The sequence below is a fragment of the Halovenus carboxidivorans genome (genome assembly GCF_009831575.1).
Taxonomy (GTDB): Archaea; Halobacteriota; Halobacteria; order Halobacteriales; family Haloarculaceae; genus Halovenus; species Halovenus carboxidivorans.
In genome coordinates this window covers 670,300-686,936 of the sequence record NZ_WUUT01000001.1, presented here as the reverse complement: position 1 = coordinate 686,936, position 16,637 = coordinate 670,300, and the positions used below count along the sequence as shown (strand labels likewise).

Here is a 16,637-nt window from a genome sequence, read left to right as displayed (position 1 = left end):
CCGACAACCAGATAGTTGTACTTACGTAGTTTGATACGAACCACCAATCTATAAGTGGGTGGCTGTCGTAGAATGTAGTAACTCGTTGCGTATTGCGCTGCGGAAAAGCGCCCCTGCGCCAACAGGGACGCAACGGGTTGAGGCAACCCATGAGTGCTTTCGAGTCGGCGGAAAGTGAATCTTCCGTCACGAACGACAGCAGTACCGAACTTGAGAAACGAGATGTGCGGGCACTGACGGAGTGCATGACCGTTCTCTCGCTTGACGGTGGGATCTACTCAGTCACCACTGAAAGCGGATCAGAGTATCGTGTGGACGCCGAGAAAGGCCGCTGTACTTGTCCTGACTCCCAACACAATCTGGACGACGACGAAGTCTGTAAGCACGTTCGACGTGTTGCCTTCGCCACTGGCGAGCGAGCGATCCCGAACTGGGTGAACGACGACGCTGTCGACCCGTTGCTTGGCGAACACGTCGAAGGCCCTCGAAGGATCGCCAGTGATGGTGGGTCTTCGGTGGTCAACCCCAAGGGTAGCGACGGAGAAGACGGGGAAGACAGCAATCAACGACCTGACGACTGTAGTTGTCTCGAATCAATGGGTCCTGATGATCCACCGTGTTGGCCGTGTGCGAGGGAGGGATTCCAGAGGCCAGCAGAAATTGATAGTTGAGTCCTGTAAATCGACATAAAATTTAATTGATCTCCGAGATACGTGAAGATATGATACTGTGGTTCACAATTGTAGTATTACTAATATGGCTATTTACAGCGACAGCGGCTGGAAGTCTTGCATCAGATAACGGAAGAAGTGGTGTATTTTGGTTTTCTGTTACCCTAATATTTGGGATATTTTCATTAGGTGTTATCTGGTACCTCGTTATCACAGATAAACAGCGTGAGTTAGAGAGACGCATTTCCCAACCACAAAGGGATATTCAGTATTGTGACACATGTGGGGCCAAGTTAGAAGATGGCTGGTGTCCTAACGGCCACGAGTTGCAAAAGAAACCGAGAGACCGCAGTCAACAACCGCCTCAACCAAGCAGAGGGTTCCAATATTGTCACGAGTGTGGTGTTGAATTAAAAGACGGGTCGTGCCCGAACGGACACGAGATACGAGAAAGACAGAGGGGACGAGGTCAAGAATCACAACGTGGGTCGAGCAGTGATAGTTGAATAGGTCTGTGTAGCTGAAAGATCCACCCACTTCTACAAAAGTGCAATCATTACCTTGAATCTCTACCGATTACGGTATATCACAACGAGTCTGTCGGTGTTCGTGGCCCGACCGCTGCCGTCACGTCGCCACGCGACTGACGGCAGCGGAGGGTCCGAACCCGACGACTCGCCACATATTCCCTTACTGTTGAACCACTGTATCACGGTGAACTACCAGTCTACACGGTGAACCATCACCCACTTTTTTGCCAAGTGAACTTGTTGGGGTAAATCGGGAGACGTGACGGCCCCGAGGTGGTGGTCGAAGTAACAGCACTCGGCTGATAGCAAAATCACCAGACAACGCAAAGCCCGCGAGCAGCAGCGCGAAGTTATTCGCGTGCAACCCGGGTGTGAGACCGCTGAGCGTGCCGAGTGCGGCGCCGGCGAACAGCCAGCAGAGCACCGGAATCGTCGTCGACGGCTCGAACACGAACTCGACCATCGCGGAGGGATGGTCCCCGCTTCGGGTTTAAATCCGCGGACGGGATCGAGGGGCACCGCGAGACGGTAAGGTTTACTGCGCGCCTCGTCTCTGGATCAGTATGGGAGGGTCCGAACGGTCGGTAAGCCAGATTTACGGGCTTCGGGCGGCCATTATCGCCCCGCTTCTGGTGGCGGTGCTCTCGCTTGCGACCGGACTGACGAACATCGCGGTGGGAGTGACCTTCGGCGGTCCGCTCGCACCGTACATCCCCGAGGTCGCTCAGGCGGCCGCCGGGTTTACCGGTGCGCTGACCGGGTTTTTGATGCTGCTGAGTACGTGGTCACTGCGACACCGCCACCGGGTCGGCTGGTACGCGACGATGCTGCTGTTGCCGATTACGGCCGTGCAGGGGCTGATTCAGGCCACGTCGTACTCCCTACCGCTCGTCGTTCTCTCGATACTTTCGATGCCTGTGCTCGGCGCCAACTACCGGCAGTTCGACCAACGGGCGGCGCTGTCGAACACGCAGATCGCGGCCCTGATCGCGCTGTCCGGGACGCTCGGCTACGGCACCGTCGGCACCTACGCGCTCCGCGAGGAGTTCGGACAGGTCGAGACAGTTCTCGACGCCTTCTACTACACGGTCGTCACCGCGAGCACGGTCGGTTACGGCGACGTGACGCCGGCCAGCCAGCAGGCCCGGGTGTTCTCGCTGTCGGTGGTGGTCCTGGGGACGGCGAGTTTCGCAGTGGCGCTCGGATCCGTGCTCGGACCGGCAATCGAGGCGCGGTTTGCACACGCACTCGGAACCATGACAGAGACAGAGTACGACTTGCTCGAGAACCACATCGTGATTCTCGGCTACGGCGATCTGACGGAACCGCTCATCGAAGAACTCGGCACCGAGGAGTTCGTCATCGTCACCGACGATACGGACAGGGTGGCGCGGTATCGCAACCGCGATATCAACGTCATCAGCGGCAATCCCAGCGACGAACAGCCGTTACACGACGCGAACATCGAGCAAGCACGCGCGGTGATTGTCGCGACGGAAAACGACGCCGAGGACGCGTTCGCAATCCTGACCGCACGGGAGCTCAGTCCGAATACCAGAATTATCGCCGCCGCGACCGCCCGGGAGAACATCCAGAAACTCCGTCGGGCCGGCGCGGACACCGTGCTCAGTCCCGCGATGATCGGCGGCCAACTGCTCGGCCAGTCCGCGCTCAGAGACGACGGCGGAGCCGAACTGATCGAGCAGTTCGAGTGAGACGACCGAGCGGCCTCGGGCGAATTTGTAGGGACTTTATATAATTTTGCAAGAACACTAATAACAACTCCCCGAGAGGGATGGGGTATGGGAACGAACGATAGCAACCCATTGGTCGACGCGTACCAGAACAGAATCGGTGTTCCGTCGACGGGCGACGAAGCGTACGGCTACTGGGTGTTCGTGCTGGGGGTACTCGCCGGGTTCGTCGGCATCGCGCTCGTGATGCTGAGCAACTCACCGGGCGAGCCGATTCGCGGCGTCGGAATCGCGGTCGCCGCGCTGGGTCTCATCCTGCTGTTGATCGGCCCGATCATCAGGCTGCCGCTGAAGCGGGGGGCGACGATCCTCTCCTATCTCGGCGGCGCGATTGCAGTCGTCGGCGTCGGCTGGTTCTTCCTCGCCTTTCAGGCGGGGAACTGGAGCGCCAGTTTCGCGAACAACGAGGTGTTGATCATCGGTGTCTACGGGCTGGGCATCTTCGGAATCGTACTCGGCAGTGTCTTCGTCCCGCTGGTGACCAGCCCGCGGGAGGAGCAGATGGCCGCCGAAGACCGCGCGGCGACGGCCGAGGCCGAGCGAGACGCCGCCATCGAGCAGGCCGAACAGCGTGCACGGGAGGCCGAGGCCGAAGCCGAACGCGCACGGGAGGAGGCCGAGCGCGCGGCCAACGAGGCCAGCGAGCGGGCACGACTGGCGGCCGAACTCGAACAGATCGAGGCCAGCCAGTCGCAGTTCGAGCTGTACACCGACCGCGGCGGGAAACACCGCTGGCGGCTCCGCCACCAGAACCGCAACATCATCGCTGACAGCGCACAGGGCTACTCGTCACGACAGGGCGCACAGCGGGGAATCAGTTCCGTTCGGCGGGATGCCTTCGGGGCCTCTGTCGTCGATCTCGACAAACTCGACGCGGACGTCGAGGTCGAGGAGGTCGACGACGCCGTCGAGGGCGAAGACGCCCCCGAGTTCGTCGAGGAGGCACCCAGCGAGGCGGAGTTCGAGACCTACGAGGACGAGGGTGGCGAGCACCGCTGGCGACTCCGCCACGACAACGGCAACATTCTCGCCGACTGCGGCGAGGGGTACAGCAGTCCGAACAGCCGTGACGACGGAATCGAGCGGGTCCGCGGCTACGTCCAGTCGGCGGATTACCTGCGGATCGATCCCGCCGCTTTCGAGCTATTTCAGGACAAGGGGGGCAAGTACCGCTGGCGGCTCCTGCACAGGAACGGCAACATCCTCGCCGACAGCGGGCAGGGCTACGCCTCCCGACAGAAGGCCCGCCAGGGGATCGACAGCGTCCAGCGCAACGTCGACGGCGACGACGCAGAGTTCGAGGTCTACGAGGACAACGCCGGGGAGTACCGCTGGCGGTTGACCCACCAGAACGGCAACATCATCGCCGACGGCGGGGAGGGGTACGCATCGAAGAGCGGGGCAGAGGACGCCGTCGACCGGATGATCGAGTACGCTCCCGAGGCGCACGTGCTCGATGTCGGGAGCGCGGCCTTCGAGATCTACGAGGACGCCGACGGGAAGTGGCGCTGGCGGCTCCGCCACCGCAACGGCCGGATCCTCGCCGACAGCGGCCAGGGGTATTCGGACCGCGGCGGCGCAGAGGACGGGATCAACAGCGTCAAGCGAAACGCCCCGAACGCCGACGTGACCGACGCCGAGTAACGCCGCTGTCGTCGTGTTTTTTATACCCCACAGGCCAACAGCACGTATGGACGAGATCACAACGGAGATGCGTGATGCAATCGAGAGCGAGGGGTACGAGGTCGACGACGTGACCACGAACAGGGACAAACTCCGGATTTCCATCCGCGATCCGGAGGCCAGCGGCGAGGTGCTTCGAGAACTCACCTACGAGACCCTCGCTGAGGAAGACGTGCTCGGGTTCAACGTGACGACCGAATCGACCGCCAGCGGCGAGATCAACACGGTCGTCTCCTTCCGCTACCGCGGGTAGCTTACGGCTCGGTCGGCGTCTCGCCGTCGAACTCGACGACCGGTTCGTCGGTCGTCGTCGCCTGGACCAACCCGAGAGCGACAGCGACCTCGCGGAGTTGAATCCGCGGGATACTGTTGAACTCGTCTGCGTATTCGATTGCCCGCTCGCGCTGGGACTCCCGTGCGGTGCCGTCGGCGCGAGCGCTCGCGGCCAGCGCCGTCGACAGCCCCTCGGCGGCCGCGAGTCGACGGCGCAACTGGTCGAGTAACTCCCGAAGGTCACCGAACGCGACCGTCTCTACGTCGACGTTGGCTTCCAGTGTGTCGACATCGGCAATGGCGGTATCGACGCGCTCGACGAGCGTCGATAGATCTGCTCCGGCACTGTCTAACGCGAGCGCGGCGGCCTCGTCTTCGCCGTCGTTGTACAGCGAGATGCCGTGGCTAAGCACAGGCATGATCCGCTCGGTTTCGTCGTTGACCGTCCGGACTGCATCGAGAATGTCGATCCGGCGGGCGTACTCGGGGATGCGGTCCTCGGGACGGTTCGACATGATACGCGCTGGCTCGTCGTCGTGTTCCAGTCCGAGCATGTGCCCGAGTTCGTGCTCCGTCGTGATCCGGATCGCGCCGGGCGGACGGCCACCGGCGACGACCCGCCCAGTGATCGGGCGCCCGGGAGCGTAGCCAGCCTGGAGCACCGGCGCACAGCCGAGCACCTGATCGCTGTAGTTCGGAACACCCTCACAACCGGTCGGATCGTCCCGGTAGGCGACGAGTACGTCGGGCTCTCCGTCGTCGATAACCTCGAAATCGACCGGAAACCCGGCGTACTGTTCGCTGTTGTCCTCCCAGAAGGAGAGTGCCGCTTCGGCAATCGCAGTCAGGTCGTGTGGGCTCTCGCTTCGCGCGTCGACCCGGACCGTCTGCGTCCGACCGGCGAGCGGATGCTCGTCGCCCGGAGCCAGCCCCAGACAGCCCGTGATTGCCGCACCGATACCTGCTGCACTCGCGCCCAACACCTGCCGGCGTCGCATACGCCCCCTTCGAACCCGACTACTGAGAGTATTGCGGCCGCCGTGGCAAACCGTTTTATAGAGTCTCCGAGAAGTATGCGGGACGATGGACACGAAATCACGACTCAAGCGAGCGCTGTTACGAGCACGGTACGCCGCGGTCGGCGCGGCAGTCGGAGCGGCACTCGGCGGGCTGTTCGGCCGGAGTCCGGCGAGCACGGGCGGCGCGACCGGCGCGTTGCTCGGTGCCGTCGTCGCCGAGAAGCGGTTCTCGGCCGGCGGCTGGTTCGAGGAGGTGCGCGGCGACGAGGACGAGGCGTAGAAACGGGACTTGCCGGAGCGGTCGACGCCGACCCGAGTTACTGCCGAGTGCGCTCCTCGCCTCCCGACTCGGGGAGGTCGATTTCGCCTGCGTCGACCGCCCAGACGCCGGTGACGACCCCGAACTGGATCAGCCCGAAGCCCAGCACCGCCGCGCCGAGGTGGAACGGATCGCCGAAGGCCTGACCGAGCGTGAGCGCGCCGAACGACGCGCCGCCGGATATACCGCCCAGCGCGATGTTGGGACTGCCGGATCTGTTCAGGTCCAGCCGCAACAGCGACGGGTATCGGAGCCACACCGCAGCGGTGAGCGCGTAGATGACGACGGTTCCAGCCAGAATCGTGAGGTCGGTATGCACGGCCGCGACGCCGAGCGTGACCGCGGTACCGACGACCAGTGCGACGGCGTAGCGAAGGGATGCGCGCATACCGACTCCTCGTCTGTTCGTACAAAATACGTTGTGTTTCCCCTGCGTTGACAGCATACTCGTCACGAGGAGCGTCGCTTTGATGAAAACCGACCGCCAAGTACAGGGAGTGGTAGGGACCGAGCGCAAGGGGGTCGACATGACGAGCGGGGCCATCGCCCCGAAACTGCTCACACTCGCCTGGCCGCTCGTGCTGGGGAACCTCCTCCAGACAGTGTACAACCTGGCGGATATGTTCTGGGTCGGGCGCGTGAGTTCCGACGCCGTCGCCGCGGTATCGCTGATGTTTCCGCTCACCTGGCTGTTCGTCTCGACGGCGATGGGCGTCACCGCGGCGACGATTGCGCTTGTCTCACAGTACGTCGGTGCGGGCGACGACCGCCAGGCCGACCGTGTCGTCGCCCAGACGATCCTTCTGACACTCGGCGTCTCGCTCACACTCGCCGCGCTCGGGTGGGCCTTCAGGCGTGAACTGCTGACCCTGATCGGCGCGGAGGGCGCGGTCTTCACCGAGTCGCTGGCGTACATCGAGGTGATCTTCTTCGCGCTTCCACTGACCTTCCTGTTTTTCGCGTTCCGGGCCGCCCTGCAGGGGGCCGGCGACACGAAGACTGCGATGTGGCTGGTGGTTATCTCGGCGGGGCTGAACGTCGTCATCGATCCGGTGTTCATCCTCGGTTGGGGGCCGATGCCGGCGATGGGGACCCGCGGCGCGGCGTGGGCGACGTTTCTCTCGCGGGCGCTGGCCGCGGGGACGGGCGTCGCGATTCTCCTGCGGGGCGGGTTCGGGGTCCGCCTGCGGGTTCGGGACCTCGCTCCCGATCCCACACTGCTGAAAAAACTGGTCGACGTGGGGTATCCAGCGACGGTCGACGGCTGGGCGCGGAGTTTCGCCGCCGTGACGATGGCCGCGTTCGTCACGCCGTTCGGGACCGCCGCCGTCGCCGCGTATGGGATCGGGATCCGTCTGATGTCCGTCTCGTGGTCGGTCGCCGGCGCGGTCGGACAGGCGACGGCGACCGGCGTCGGCCAGAACCTCGGCGCGGAGACGCCCGACCGGGCCGCCCGGGTGACCTGGGTCGGGGTCGGTGGGACGATGGGGCTGCTGTTCGCCGCGGGTGGACTCTGCGTGCTGTTTCCGGAGGCGATGATGGGGGTCTTCGTCGATGACCCGGCGGTGATCGCCGAGGGGAGGCGGTTCCTGTACATCGTCGCACCCTTCTGGGCGTTTTTCGGTGGGACGATGGTGATCCAGGGCGGCTTCCGCGGAGCGGGGCAGACGAAAGTCGCGATGGCGCTGTCCTTCCTGGCCCGCTGGATCTTTCGGGTCCCGATTGCAATCGCGCTCGCGTTCTCGACGATCACCGTCCCGGGAACGGCGCTCGCGTTCCAGGGACTCGGAGTCGGGGTCGACGGCATCTGGCTGGCCTTCGCGGTCGGTGCCTCGCTGACCTTTCTGGTCGCCGTCGGCTGGTTCCGGCTGGGCCGGTGGACCGAAAGCGTCATCGACCAGAGCGGACCCGAGCGGGAACTGCCCGAGGAACCCGTCGGGACCGGCGACGAAATCGGCGTCGACGCCGGCTCAGCCGCCGAACGGGAGGACGACGACTGAGCACAATCAGAACTATCTAAGGGGTCGATGCCGTACTGTCCGGCAATGAGACGGAGAGAGGTGTCGCAGAGCCGATGAAGACGCTGTTCGGTGTCAACCCGCAGGTGATCGCGCTCGCGCTGGCGCGGATGTCCGAATCCGTCGGAAACTCCTTTCTGATCGTCGTGTTACCGCTGTTTATCGCCAGCGATTTCGTCGGCGGCACGACGTTCGGCCTGACAGAGGTCGCGCTGACCGGTGTCGTCCTCGCGCTGTTCGGTCTCGTCAACAGCCCGCTCCAGCCGGTGACCGGACGGCTCTCCGACCGGACCGGCCGCCGGAAGGTCTTCGTGCTGCTCGGGCTGACGATCCTGATCGCCGCCAGTTTGGCGTACTCCTTCGTCACGGCCTACTGGCAGCTGATCGGCCTGCGCACGCTACAGGGGATCGCAGGCGCGCTGATCATCCCCACGACCGTCGCGCTCGTCAACGACCTCGCGACGGAGACCAACCGCGGCGGCAACATGGGGACGTACAACACGTTCCGACTGGTCGGGTTCGGCGTCGGGCCAATCGCGGCCGGCGGAGTCATCGACTCCGGGCCGTACAGCCTGACTCTCGCCGGCCGGACGCTGCGGCTCAGCGGCTTCGACGCCGCCTTCTACTTCGCGGCGTTCACCGCGACAGTGGCGTTTGCCCTCGTCGCCGTGCTCATCAGCGACCCGGAGATCGATTCCGCCGAGGAGGAGGAGCAGTCGGGCGGCATCGCGGTGCTCGATCCGACGGGAAAACACGTCCTCGATCCAGTGTTCACGCTCGGTGTGATCTCGTTTTTCATGGCGGCCGGCATCGCCGTCTTCGCCACGCTGGGCGATATCGTCAACCAGCGCCTCGACCAGGGAGCGACGATGTTCGGCCTGCAGTTCGCGGCGTTCGTGCTGGCGCAGATTCTGCTGCAAGCGCCCATCGGCCGAGCGACCGATTTCTACGGCCGACGACGGTTCATCGTGGTCGGGATGGCGCTGCTCGTGCCGACGACCGCCGCACAGGGCGTGATCTTCAACTCCTGGCTCATGTTCGGCGCTCGCTTCATGCAGGGCGTCGCCGGGGCGATGGTCTTCGCGCCGGCGCTGGCGCTGGCCGGAGACATCGCCGGCAACCGGAGTTCGGGGACGACGCTGTCCGTGCTGACGATGGCGTTCGGTTTCGGCGTCGCGGCGGGCCCGCTGATGTCCGGCTTTCTGGTCAGGTTCGGCTTTCACGTCCCCTTCACGATCGCGGCGACGCTGGCCGCCGTCGGGACGGTGCTCGTCGCGACACAGGTCGAGGAGGTCAGGACGCCGAACAGCGTGGCGGAGGCGAGCGACTGAGCGGTCTCGAAACGCATTTTGCCGTGGCTGACTGACTAGTCAGTCAATGAGCGACGACGAGATCATGGAGGCGGTCGATCAGGCCCTGCGCGAGCACGGCTACGCCGAGTTGACGATGCAGGACATCGCCGACGAGAGCGAGAAGAGCAAGTCGCTGCTGCACTATCACTACGACACCAAGGAGGACCTGCTGGTCGCGTTTCTGGACGATCTCCTCTCGGATTACGAGCAGCGGATGGCCTGTCGGGACGGTCGGCCGCCGACCGAACGGCTCGTCGAGTTCGTCGCGCGGTTCGTGTTCACCCCCGAGGACAGCGGCCGCGAGCAGTTTCACCTGGCGCTTCTGGAGATGCGCTCGCAGGGGCCGTTCAACGACCGGATCCGCGAGCAACTGGAGCGAAGCGACGAGATTCTCAGGTCCACGGCCGCGGAGATCATCACCGAGGGGATCGACAGCGGCGTCTTCGAGGAGGTCGATCCCGAGCGGACGGCCGCGTTGCTCGTGGCGACGCTCGACGGTGCCCGGACCCGCCAGATCACCCTCGGCGAGGCCAACGAGACCTACACGCGGACGGTCGTCGAACAGGCGCTGACACAGATCGTCGGACCGATTCTCGAAGAGGGGGTCGAACTCCCCGACCTCGATGCAGTGCTCGCGGATCTGGACAGAGACGAGTGAGTTCGCGAATCCCCAATCCGGTCCAGCGGACGATCCTGTGGATAGGGCTGGGACTGGCCAGACTGGGACTGATCGACCGCGACCGGGCGATCAAGACGACCGAACTGGCGTGGCCGCGCGTCGTCACCGGCATCGCCCGGATGTCGAAAAACGCCGTCGACGTGGCGATGGTCGGCGTCGCCGTCGGCACCACCGCAGTGGCGGGCGTCGGCTTCGCGAGTCCGTTCTGGGGGCTCGCGTTCGCCGTCGGCGGCGGCGTCGCCGGCGGAACCATCGCCATGGTCTCACAGCGCTACGGCGCGGAGTCCTGGACCGAACTCGGGCGGGCGGTGCGATCCAGCGCCCTGCTTGCAGTCGTGCTGACAGTGCCGCTGGCCACGGTCTTCTATCTCTTCCCGGAGCCGTTCATCTCGGTACTCAGCGGAAACGAGGGCGCGATTGCGGCGGGGACGACCTATCTCCGGATCGTCGGCCTGGGAATCCCGTTCGCCGCGCTGAACCTGGTCGGGAGTCGAACGCTGGTCGGTGCCGACGACGCCTACACGGCGATGCAACTACGAGGCAGCGGCGCGGTCGCGAACATCCTGCTCAACGCCGTGTTCATCTTCGGGCTGGGCTGGGGCGTCGCCGGCGCCGCGCTCGGTACCGTCCTCTCGAACGTCGTCATCACGGCGGCCTTCGCGGTCGGGCTCGTCTTCGGCAGACTGCCGGTCATCGGTGCCTTCCCCGTCCGGATCTCGCCCGTCGGGCGGTGGGCCGAGCCCGAAATGGTCCGTGATCTGGTCACGATCGGGACCCCCGTCGGCCTGCGGAACCTCGTCTGGACGACCTTCCAGTTCCCGATGCTCGGAATCCTCGACATCTTCGGGGAGAACACCGTCGCGGGGTGGGTGATCGCCCGTCGGATCTGGGGCGTCATGAACACCCCCGGCTGGGGGTTCGGCCTCGCCTCCTCCAGTCTCGTCGGGCAGGCGCTGGGCCAGAACGACGAGGCCGAAGCCGAGTCGTACGGTCGCGATATCATCCGCTTCTCGGCGGCGACCTACGCCGTCTCGGCGATTCTCGTGGCGCTGTTTGCCGAGCAGATCGTCGTGCTGTTCGCGAGCGATCCCACGAGCCCGGAGATTCCGATCGCGATCAATCTCGTCTACGCCGCGAGTTTCTCGATCGTCTTCCAGGGGGTCGCGGGTGCCGCCGCGGGACCGCTGGACGCGAGCGGCGACACGCGCGTGACCTTCGTCAGCCAGTTCCTCGGGATGTTCTGCGTCTCCATCCCACTCGCGTACCTCGGCGCGGCCGGCCTCTCCGTCGGCGCGAAGACGCTGCCGCTGGTCGGGGCGAGTACGCCGGCAATCTCGATCCCCGCGCTCGGGCTGTGGGGGCTGTATCTCGCCTTCCTCGCGGAGACGGCGGTGCCGGCGGCGATCAACTACTGGCGCTTTCGCACCGACAAGTGGAAGTCGATCAGCCAGGCGTACCGCCCCGAGGCCGCGCCTGCGGACGACTGATCCGGGCGAGACGGCTCACGCCCGGTCCTGTGGAATCGAGAAGTAAAACGTCGCGCCCTCGCCGTCTTCGGATTCGACCCAGATCTCGCCGCCGTGTCTGGAGACGATGCGGTCACAGATAGCCAGCCCCATCCCGGTGCCGTCGCTCTCGCGGTCGCCCTGTTTGAACAGCTCGAAGATCGTCTCCTGCTGGGACTCGGGGATGCCCGGACCGTCGTCGGCGACGGAGAAGACCACGCTGCCGTCGCGGCGCTCGCTTTCGACGGTGATCGTCGGCCCGTCGCCGTGGTCGATTGCGTTGGCGATCAGGTTCTGGAACAGCTGGCCGAGTTGGCTCCGGTCGGCCTCGACCGTCGGGAGGTCGTCGTAGGCGACCGTCGCGCCCGCCTCGTCGATCTGGAGTTCGAGACTCTGGATCGTCTCTTCGAGCACCGCCGTCGCGTCCGTCTCGGTGAACTCCTCGCCCTCGGTTCGAACCCGAGAGTACTCGAGCAGCGCGTCGATCATGTCCTGCATCCGGGTGGCGCCGTTGGCCGCGAAGTCGATGTACTCCTTGGCCTCCTCGTCGAGTTCGTCGCGGTACTCGCTTTCGAGCAGGCTCATGTAACTCGACACCATCCGGAGCGGTTCCTGCAGGTCGTGTGAGGCGATGTAAGCGAACTGCTGGAGTCGCTCGTTCGAGGCTTCGAGTTGGTCCATCTGGCGCTGGAGTTGCTCCTGTGTCTCCCGCAGGTCCGTGATATCGCTGTAGATGGCAAACGCCGTCGGTTCGCTGTCCTCGCCGTAGGGGACGATCTGCGTCGTGAGATACAGGCGTTGCTCTCCGGTCGTCACCGTCAGTTCGGTGCTGTATCGCTCGCCGCGGCGAATCGAGTCGGTGATCCGGTCGGCCTCCGAAGAACCGTGATCGACGACCGAGAGAAGCGAACGCCCGGACGGATCCGCGGCGTCGAAGAGGTCGACGAACCGCTCGTTCGCGGCCGCGATCACCGGTTCGCCGCTCTCGAACGCCAGGTCGACGACGCCGTTGGGATCGTTCTCGAACAGCGCCGACCAGCGGTCGCGTTCGGCCTCGATTTGCTCGCGGGACTCGCGGTTGCGCGCCATCGCGTAGCCGATGGTACCGCCGGCGATTGCCCCGCCGATGGCGGTGTGGGTCCCGAGGACCACCGGTTTGAACTGCTCCTGAAACGACTGGAGACCGAGCACCCACGCGAAGATGAGGAGAATTCCGATCAGGCCGACGACTCCCCACCGGAGAATCATCGCGAGGTAGATCTCTTCACGGTTGTAGTACAGCCAGACGCTCCCGGCGACGAGCACCGCCGTCAGGAGAAGCGGGAGACTGTTCTCCGCGAGCGTGAGCCACAGCGGTTCACCTTGCTCCGCCCAGTCGGCGTAGACATCGAGCAGCGGAAACACCGCCAGCAAAGCACCGAGTCCGGCCAACAGAACGGCGTACCGTCGCTTGTCGAGTGACATCCACAGAGAGGTGCCGTTGCACGCATAAAACGGTGGCGGGCGGTGGGATCCGGCGGGAACACTTAAATTCCAGTACTACCTACCAGATTCAGGGAATCACAGTGGGCTCACAAGAACGCGAACCGATCGAAATCCTGCTCGCGGAGGACAATCCGGGCGACGTGAAGTTGACGAGGAAGGCCCTCGATCAGGGCGACTTGCTCAACAATCTCCACGTCGTCAACGACGGGGTAGAGGCGATGAAGTTTCTCAAAAGCGAGGGTGAGTACGCCGACACGCCGATGCCGGATCTCCTCTTGCTGGACCTGAACATGCCGAAAAAGGACGGCAGGCAGGTGATGGAAGATATGGAGGCCGATCCGGAACTCAGCCGGATTCCCGTCGTGGTCCTGACCAGTTCGGAAGCCGAAGAGGACGTCGTCCGCTCGTACGAACTGAGTGCGAACGCGTACCTGACGAAGCCGGTGGATTTCGACGGCTTCGTCGAGATCATCGGACACCTCGAGAACTTCTGGTTCGAGGTCGTCAAGATGCCACCGAAATGAGGGCGACACTGCACACACGAACGGAGGGGGAACGATGACGGCGGGAGACGAACCGCTCGCGGTGTTACTCGTCGAGGACAATCCGGGCGACGCCAAACTCGTCGAGCACCACCTCCGGGACGGGTCGACGCACCCGCTCGGCGAGGAGGTGGCGGTGACCCACGTCGAGAGTCTCACCGAGGCGGAGACGGCGCTGGAATCGGGCAGCTACGAACTCGTCTTCCTGGATCTGGGACTCCCGGAGACGACGGGTATCGAGACGCTCGAACGGGTCGACGAAACCGTCGAGACGACCGCGATCATCGTCCTGACGGGGCTCGACGACAGCGAGACGGCAATCGAAGCGATCCAGCAGGGCGCGCAGGATTACCTCCCGAAAGGTGACCTCGACGCGGAGACGCTGTGGCGTTCGTTGCGGTACGCCGTCGAGCGCGAGCGTCAGGAACAGGAGCTACGCCGGCGGACCGAACAGCTCGGGTTCTTCAGCAGCATCCTCCGTCACGACGTGAACAACGGGATCGAGGTGATCAAGCGAAACGCCCACCTGCTCGAACCGGAGTTAGACGGCGAGCAGCGCGAGCGCGCGGAGACGATCATCGACTGGAGCGAAAACATCACGGATCTGACCGAGAAGATCCAGGTGATGATCGAGGGGATCACCCACGGCGAGCAGCAGGATCTGGAGGCGGTCGACCTCTCGACGGTCGTCGAGGGTCAGGTGGAGACCGTCGAGCAGATGGGCGAAGACGTGCGCATCGAGACGTCGATCCCGTTCGGTCTCTCGGTCCGTGCCAACGAGATGCTCCCCGAGGTGTTTCACAACCTGCTCACCAACGCCGTCGAGCACAACGACACCGATCAGCCCCGGATCACGGTCGACGCCGAACAGTCCGGGGAGACGGTGACAGTGTCTATCGCGGACAACGGCCCCGGAATCCCGGACGACGAGCGGGGCGAACTGTTCTCCTGGCAGGGCGGCGGAACGGGCGACAGCGGCGGGTTCGGCCTGTATTTCGTCCAGACGATGATCGAGAGTTACGGCGGCTCGATCACGGCCGCGGCGAACGAGCCCCGCGGGACGGAGTTCACGATCAGACTCCCGGCGGCGTAGCTACGGGGACAGCGGGAGGTCCGCCCGGCCGTTGGTCCGCATGACCTCCCGATTCCGGTCCGGCCAGGCCAACAGCCGCTCGCGGAGCGGGTCGCCGTCGTCGGTCGTCGGGTCCGGCCCGCCGAGCGCTGCGCTGGCGGTCAACAGGAGCCCGCCCCCGTAGCCGACGAACACGGAGACCGGCGCGAGGACGACAATCGAGACGACGACTCTGAGCAGGCGGCGAGTGAACGGCTGCGGGTCGGTCGAGTGCTCCCGAGTCATGCGTACCGTTCGAATTCGGAACCAGTTAACTCGACCCGCAGCGTTTCTGTGCCGCGAACCCAGTTCGCCGGTCGTGGAACGGCGGCGGACCGTGATCTGTCGGACAGAGACGACACCCCCGACGGCGATTCTCCGGTAGGAACTGGTACGAAACCGCAAGCAGACGGCCAGATATGGCCAATCCGACGCTTTTTATGAGGCCGAAAGCAACATAGATTACGTCCGTAGATCGCACATGGATATCGACGCGCGAATCCGACGCCGCCAGCGGCGTGACGACGGCCCGGTGCTGATCCGGGATTACGAGACGCTATCACCGGTTGCTCACGTCGACGAGCCGTCGAATCGAGGGCCCGTCTTCGAGCGATTGCTCGATCATCTCGATCCGGTCTTCGACGGCAGGTTACCGCCGAACGCCTACGCGTACGGGCCAGCCGGTGCCGGCAAATCCGCCGTCGTGACAGCGCTGTTCTCGCGGCTCGATCGCTTCTCGGCGGAACAGCGGTCGGTGATCCACACGAGCACGCGCGTCAGATCCCCCTCTTCGCCGGGGTTCGTCTACGTCGACCTGCGGGAGACACAGACCGGATTCGAGTTCTATCACGCCGTGCTCGACGCGCTGACCGACGATCCCGTCCCGGCTCACGGGATCAGCACCGAACGGATCCGCGAGCGGCTTCAGACCGAACTCGACCAGACGGAGACGGGCGTCGTCGTCGCGGTCGATCACGTCGACGAGCCGAACACGGTCGATCTGTCCGAGTTGATCGACCTCTTCGCCGGCCTGCCGAACAACACGAGTTGGCTGGCCGTCGGCCGTGGAGAGCCAGAGACGGTCCCGCTGTCCGAGTACACCGCGCGGTCGATCCGGATCGACGCCTACCAGCCACAGATTCTGGTCGACGTGGTGATGACCCGGGCGTCGGCGGGTCTGAGCCAGCAGGCGCTTCGTCACGACCTCGCCCGCCAGATCGCCGACTGGGCCGACGGCAACGCCTACGACGCGCTCACCGCGCTGTTTATCGCCGCGGATCGGGCGAGCCGGGCGGGTCGGACCCAGGTGACCGAGGCCGACCTCGAAACCGCCTACGAGGAGATTCCCCAGCCGTCAGTCTCGCTCGGCCGGATCCTCTCGCTGCCGGAGAACAAACAGCTCGTGCTCCGGGAACTGGTCGAACTCGACGACCGCCAGCGGCGGTCGGTCACCGTCACGACCGACGCGATCAGCGACTCCCCGAACGTCGACCTCACCTCCGGCACGGTCAAGCGGTTCCTCTACGAGATGGCCGAGATCGGTATCGTCGAACGCGTCCAGGGGGATTCCAGAGGGAAGGGGCGTCCGCCCAGCCGGATCGAACTGCGGTTTCCGCCGACGGCGTTCAGACGGCTCTACGACCTGCGGGACTGAGCCGCGCCCACCGACCCGAAGCGCATACCTGCTCGGAAGTCG

At 64.5% G+C, this 16,637-nt stretch carries 16 protein-coding genes and 1 pseudogene; 12 read left to right on the top strand and 5 right to left on the bottom strand.

Going from position 1 to position 16,637, the window contains the following annotated elements:
• Nucleotides 1-149 precede the first annotated feature (149 nt).
• Nucleotides 150-671, top strand: a complete 522-nt coding sequence (locus GRX03_RS17015; RefSeq protein WP_159762762.1) for an SWIM zinc finger family protein — start codon at nt 150-152, stop codon at nt 669-671.
• Between the two features lie 846 nt (nt 672-1,517).
• Here the strand turns inward: GRX03_RS17015 and GRX03_RS17120 are convergent.
• Nucleotides 1,518-1,664: pseudogene (locus tag GRX03_RS17120) on the bottom strand (tripartite tricarboxylate transporter permease); the annotation flags it as partial.
• A 100-nt stretch (nt 1,665-1,764) separates the two neighbouring features.
• Between GRX03_RS17120 and GRX03_RS03385 the strand changes: the two are divergent.
• From GRX03_RS03385 to GRX03_RS03375, 3 genes are all read left to right on the top strand, one after another.
• Nucleotides 1,765-2,916 (top strand): NAD-binding protein, encoded by a 1,152-nt coding sequence (locus GRX03_RS03385; RefSeq protein ID WP_159762760.1) that lies wholly within the window; start codon nt 1,765-1,767, stop codon nt 2,914-2,916.
• 87 nt (nt 2,917-3,003) lie between these two features.
• The gene (locus GRX03_RS03380) at nt 3,004-4,599 is read left to right on the top strand and encodes an HVO_2922 family protein (RefSeq protein ID WP_159762759.1); all 1,596 of its coding nucleotides are present in this window, start codon (nt 3,004-3,006) and stop codon (nt 4,597-4,599) included.
• Nucleotides 4,600-4,645: 46 nt separating this feature from the next.
• On the top strand, nt 4,646-4,891 hold the full coding sequence (locus GRX03_RS03375) for a hypothetical protein (RefSeq protein ID WP_159762758.1): 246 nt from the start codon (nt 4,646-4,648) through the stop codon (nt 4,889-4,891).
• Nucleotide 4,892: 1 nt separating this feature from the next.
• Here the strand turns inward: GRX03_RS03375 and GRX03_RS03370 are convergent, their stop codons facing one another.
• Entirely contained in the window at nt 4,893-5,909 is a 1,017-nt protein-coding gene (locus GRX03_RS03370; RefSeq protein ID WP_159762757.1) for a hypothetical protein, read from the bottom strand.
• An 85-nt stretch (nt 5,910-5,994) separates the two neighbouring features.
• Here GRX03_RS03370 and GRX03_RS03365 point away from each other — a divergent pair, with 85 nt between their 5' ends.
• Entirely contained in the window at nt 5,995-6,210 is a 216-nt protein-coding gene (locus GRX03_RS03365; protein ID WP_159762756.1) for a glycine zipper 2TM domain-containing protein, read from the top strand.
• Nucleotides 6,211-6,247: 37 nt separating this feature from the next.
• Here GRX03_RS03365 and GRX03_RS03360 read toward each other — a convergent pair whose 3' ends face one another.
• Complete coding sequence (locus GRX03_RS03360) at nt 6,248-6,637, bottom strand: hypothetical protein (protein ID WP_159762755.1); 390 nt, start codon at nt 6,635-6,637, stop codon at nt 6,248-6,250.
• A gap of 82 nt (nt 6,638-6,719) precedes the next feature.
• Between GRX03_RS03360 and GRX03_RS03355 the strand changes: the two genes are divergently transcribed.
• The 4 genes from GRX03_RS03355 to GRX03_RS03340 all read left to right on the top strand — a co-directional run bounded on the left by GRX03_RS03355 (nt 6,720) and on the right by GRX03_RS03340 (nt 11,785).
• Nucleotides 6,720-8,249 carry an MATE family efflux transporter gene (locus GRX03_RS03355; protein ID WP_233739774.1) on the top strand — a complete coding sequence of 510 codons (1,530 nt, stop codon included), beginning with the start codon at nt 6,720-6,722 and terminating at the stop codon, nt 8,247-8,249.
• A gap of 74 nt (nt 8,250-8,323) precedes the next feature.
• Nucleotides 8,324-9,598 (top strand): MFS transporter, encoded by a 1,275-nt coding sequence (locus tag GRX03_RS03350; protein WP_159762754.1) that lies wholly within the window; start codon nt 8,324-8,326, stop codon nt 9,596-9,598.
• Between the two features lie 46 nt (nt 9,599-9,644).
• Nucleotides 9,645-10,277 carry a TetR/AcrR family transcriptional regulator gene (locus GRX03_RS03345; RefSeq protein WP_159762753.1) on the top strand — a complete coding sequence of 211 codons (633 nt, stop codon included), beginning with the start codon at nt 9,645-9,647 and terminating at the stop codon, nt 10,275-10,277.
• Nucleotides 10,274-11,785: an MATE family efflux transporter gene (locus tag GRX03_RS03340; RefSeq protein WP_368277930.1), complete on the top strand. Its 1,512-nt coding sequence runs from the start codon at nt 10,274-10,276 to the stop codon at nt 11,783-11,785. The genes GRX03_RS03345 and GRX03_RS03340 overlap by 4 nt, the downstream gene beginning before the upstream one ends.
• A gap of 15 nt (nt 11,786-11,800) precedes the next feature.
• On the opposite strand, the gene GRX03_RS03335 is transcribed toward GRX03_RS03340, so the two are convergent.
• Nucleotides 11,801-13,267: a sensor histidine kinase gene (locus tag GRX03_RS03335; protein ID WP_159762752.1), complete on the bottom strand. Its 1,467-nt coding sequence runs from the start codon at nt 13,265-13,267 to the stop codon at nt 11,801-11,803.
• 101 nt (nt 13,268-13,368) lie between these two features.
• Here GRX03_RS03335 and GRX03_RS03330 point away from each other — a divergent pair, with 101 nt between their 5' ends.
• Complete coding sequence (locus tag GRX03_RS03330; RefSeq protein ID WP_368277927.1) at nt 13,369-13,812, top strand: response regulator; 444 nt, start codon at nt 13,369-13,371, stop codon at nt 13,810-13,812.
• 34 nt (nt 13,813-13,846) lie between these two features.
• On the top strand, nt 13,847-14,923 hold the full coding sequence (locus GRX03_RS03325) for a hybrid sensor histidine kinase/response regulator (RefSeq protein WP_159762751.1): 1,077 nt from the start codon (nt 13,847-13,849) through the stop codon (nt 14,921-14,923).
• On the opposite strand, the gene GRX03_RS03320 is transcribed toward GRX03_RS03325, so the two are convergent.
• Nucleotides 14,924-15,187, bottom strand: coding sequence for a hypothetical protein (locus GRX03_RS03320; RefSeq protein WP_159762750.1), 264 nt, complete (start codon nt 15,185-15,187; stop codon nt 14,924-14,926).
• 235 nt (nt 15,188-15,422) lie between these two features.
• On the opposite strand from GRX03_RS03320, the gene GRX03_RS03315 reads away from it, so the two are divergent.
• Nucleotides 15,423-16,595 (top strand): Cdc6/Cdc18 family protein, encoded by a 1,173-nt coding sequence (locus GRX03_RS03315; RefSeq protein WP_159762749.1) that lies wholly within the window; start codon nt 15,423-15,425, stop codon nt 16,593-16,595.
• Nucleotides 16,596-16,637: the final 42 nt, after the last annotated feature.

Coding starts and splice junctions, on each gene's coding strand:
- GRX03_RS17015 (WP_159762762.1), top strand. CDS start 150: ATGAGTGCTTTCGAGTCGGCGGAAAGTGAATCTTCCGTCACGAACGAC.
- GRX03_RS03385 (WP_159762760.1), top strand. CDS start 1,765: ATGGGAGGGTCCGAACGGTCGGTAAGCCAGATTTACGGGCTTCGGGCG.
- GRX03_RS03380 (WP_159762759.1), top strand. CDS start 3,004: ATGGGAACGAACGATAGCAACCCATTGGTCGACGCGTACCAGAACAGA.
- GRX03_RS03375 (WP_159762758.1), top strand. CDS start 4,646: ATGGACGAGATCACAACGGAGATGCGTGATGCAATCGAGAGCGAGGGG.
- GRX03_RS03370 (WP_159762757.1), bottom strand. CDS start 5,909: ATGCGACGCCGGCAGGTGTTGGGCGCGAGTGCAGCAGGTATCGGTGCG.
- GRX03_RS03365 (WP_159762756.1), top strand. CDS start 5,995: ATGGACACGAAATCACGACTCAAGCGAGCGCTGTTACGAGCACGGTAC.
- GRX03_RS03360 (WP_159762755.1), bottom strand. CDS start 6,637: ATGCGCGCATCCCTTCGCTACGCCGTCGCACTGGTCGTCGGTACCGCG.
- GRX03_RS03355 (WP_233739774.1), top strand. CDS start 6,720: ATGAAAACCGACCGCCAAGTACAGGGAGTGGTAGGGACCGAGCGCAAG.
- GRX03_RS03350 (WP_159762754.1), top strand. CDS start 8,324: ATGAAGACGCTGTTCGGTGTCAACCCGCAGGTGATCGCGCTCGCGCTG.
- GRX03_RS03345 (WP_159762753.1), top strand. CDS start 9,645: ATGAGCGACGACGAGATCATGGAGGCGGTCGATCAGGCCCTGCGCGAG.
- GRX03_RS03335 (WP_159762752.1), bottom strand. CDS start 13,267: ATGTCACTCGACAAGCGACGGTACGCCGTTCTGTTGGCCGGACTCGGT.
- GRX03_RS03325 (WP_159762751.1), top strand. CDS start 13,847: ATGACGGCGGGAGACGAACCGCTCGCGGTGTTACTCGTCGAGGACAAT.
- GRX03_RS03320 (WP_159762750.1), bottom strand. CDS start 15,187: ATGACTCGGGAGCACTCGACCGACCCGCAGCCGTTCACTCGCCGCCTG.
- GRX03_RS03315 (WP_159762749.1), top strand. CDS start 15,423: ATGGATATCGACGCGCGAATCCGACGCCGCCAGCGGCGTGACGACGGC.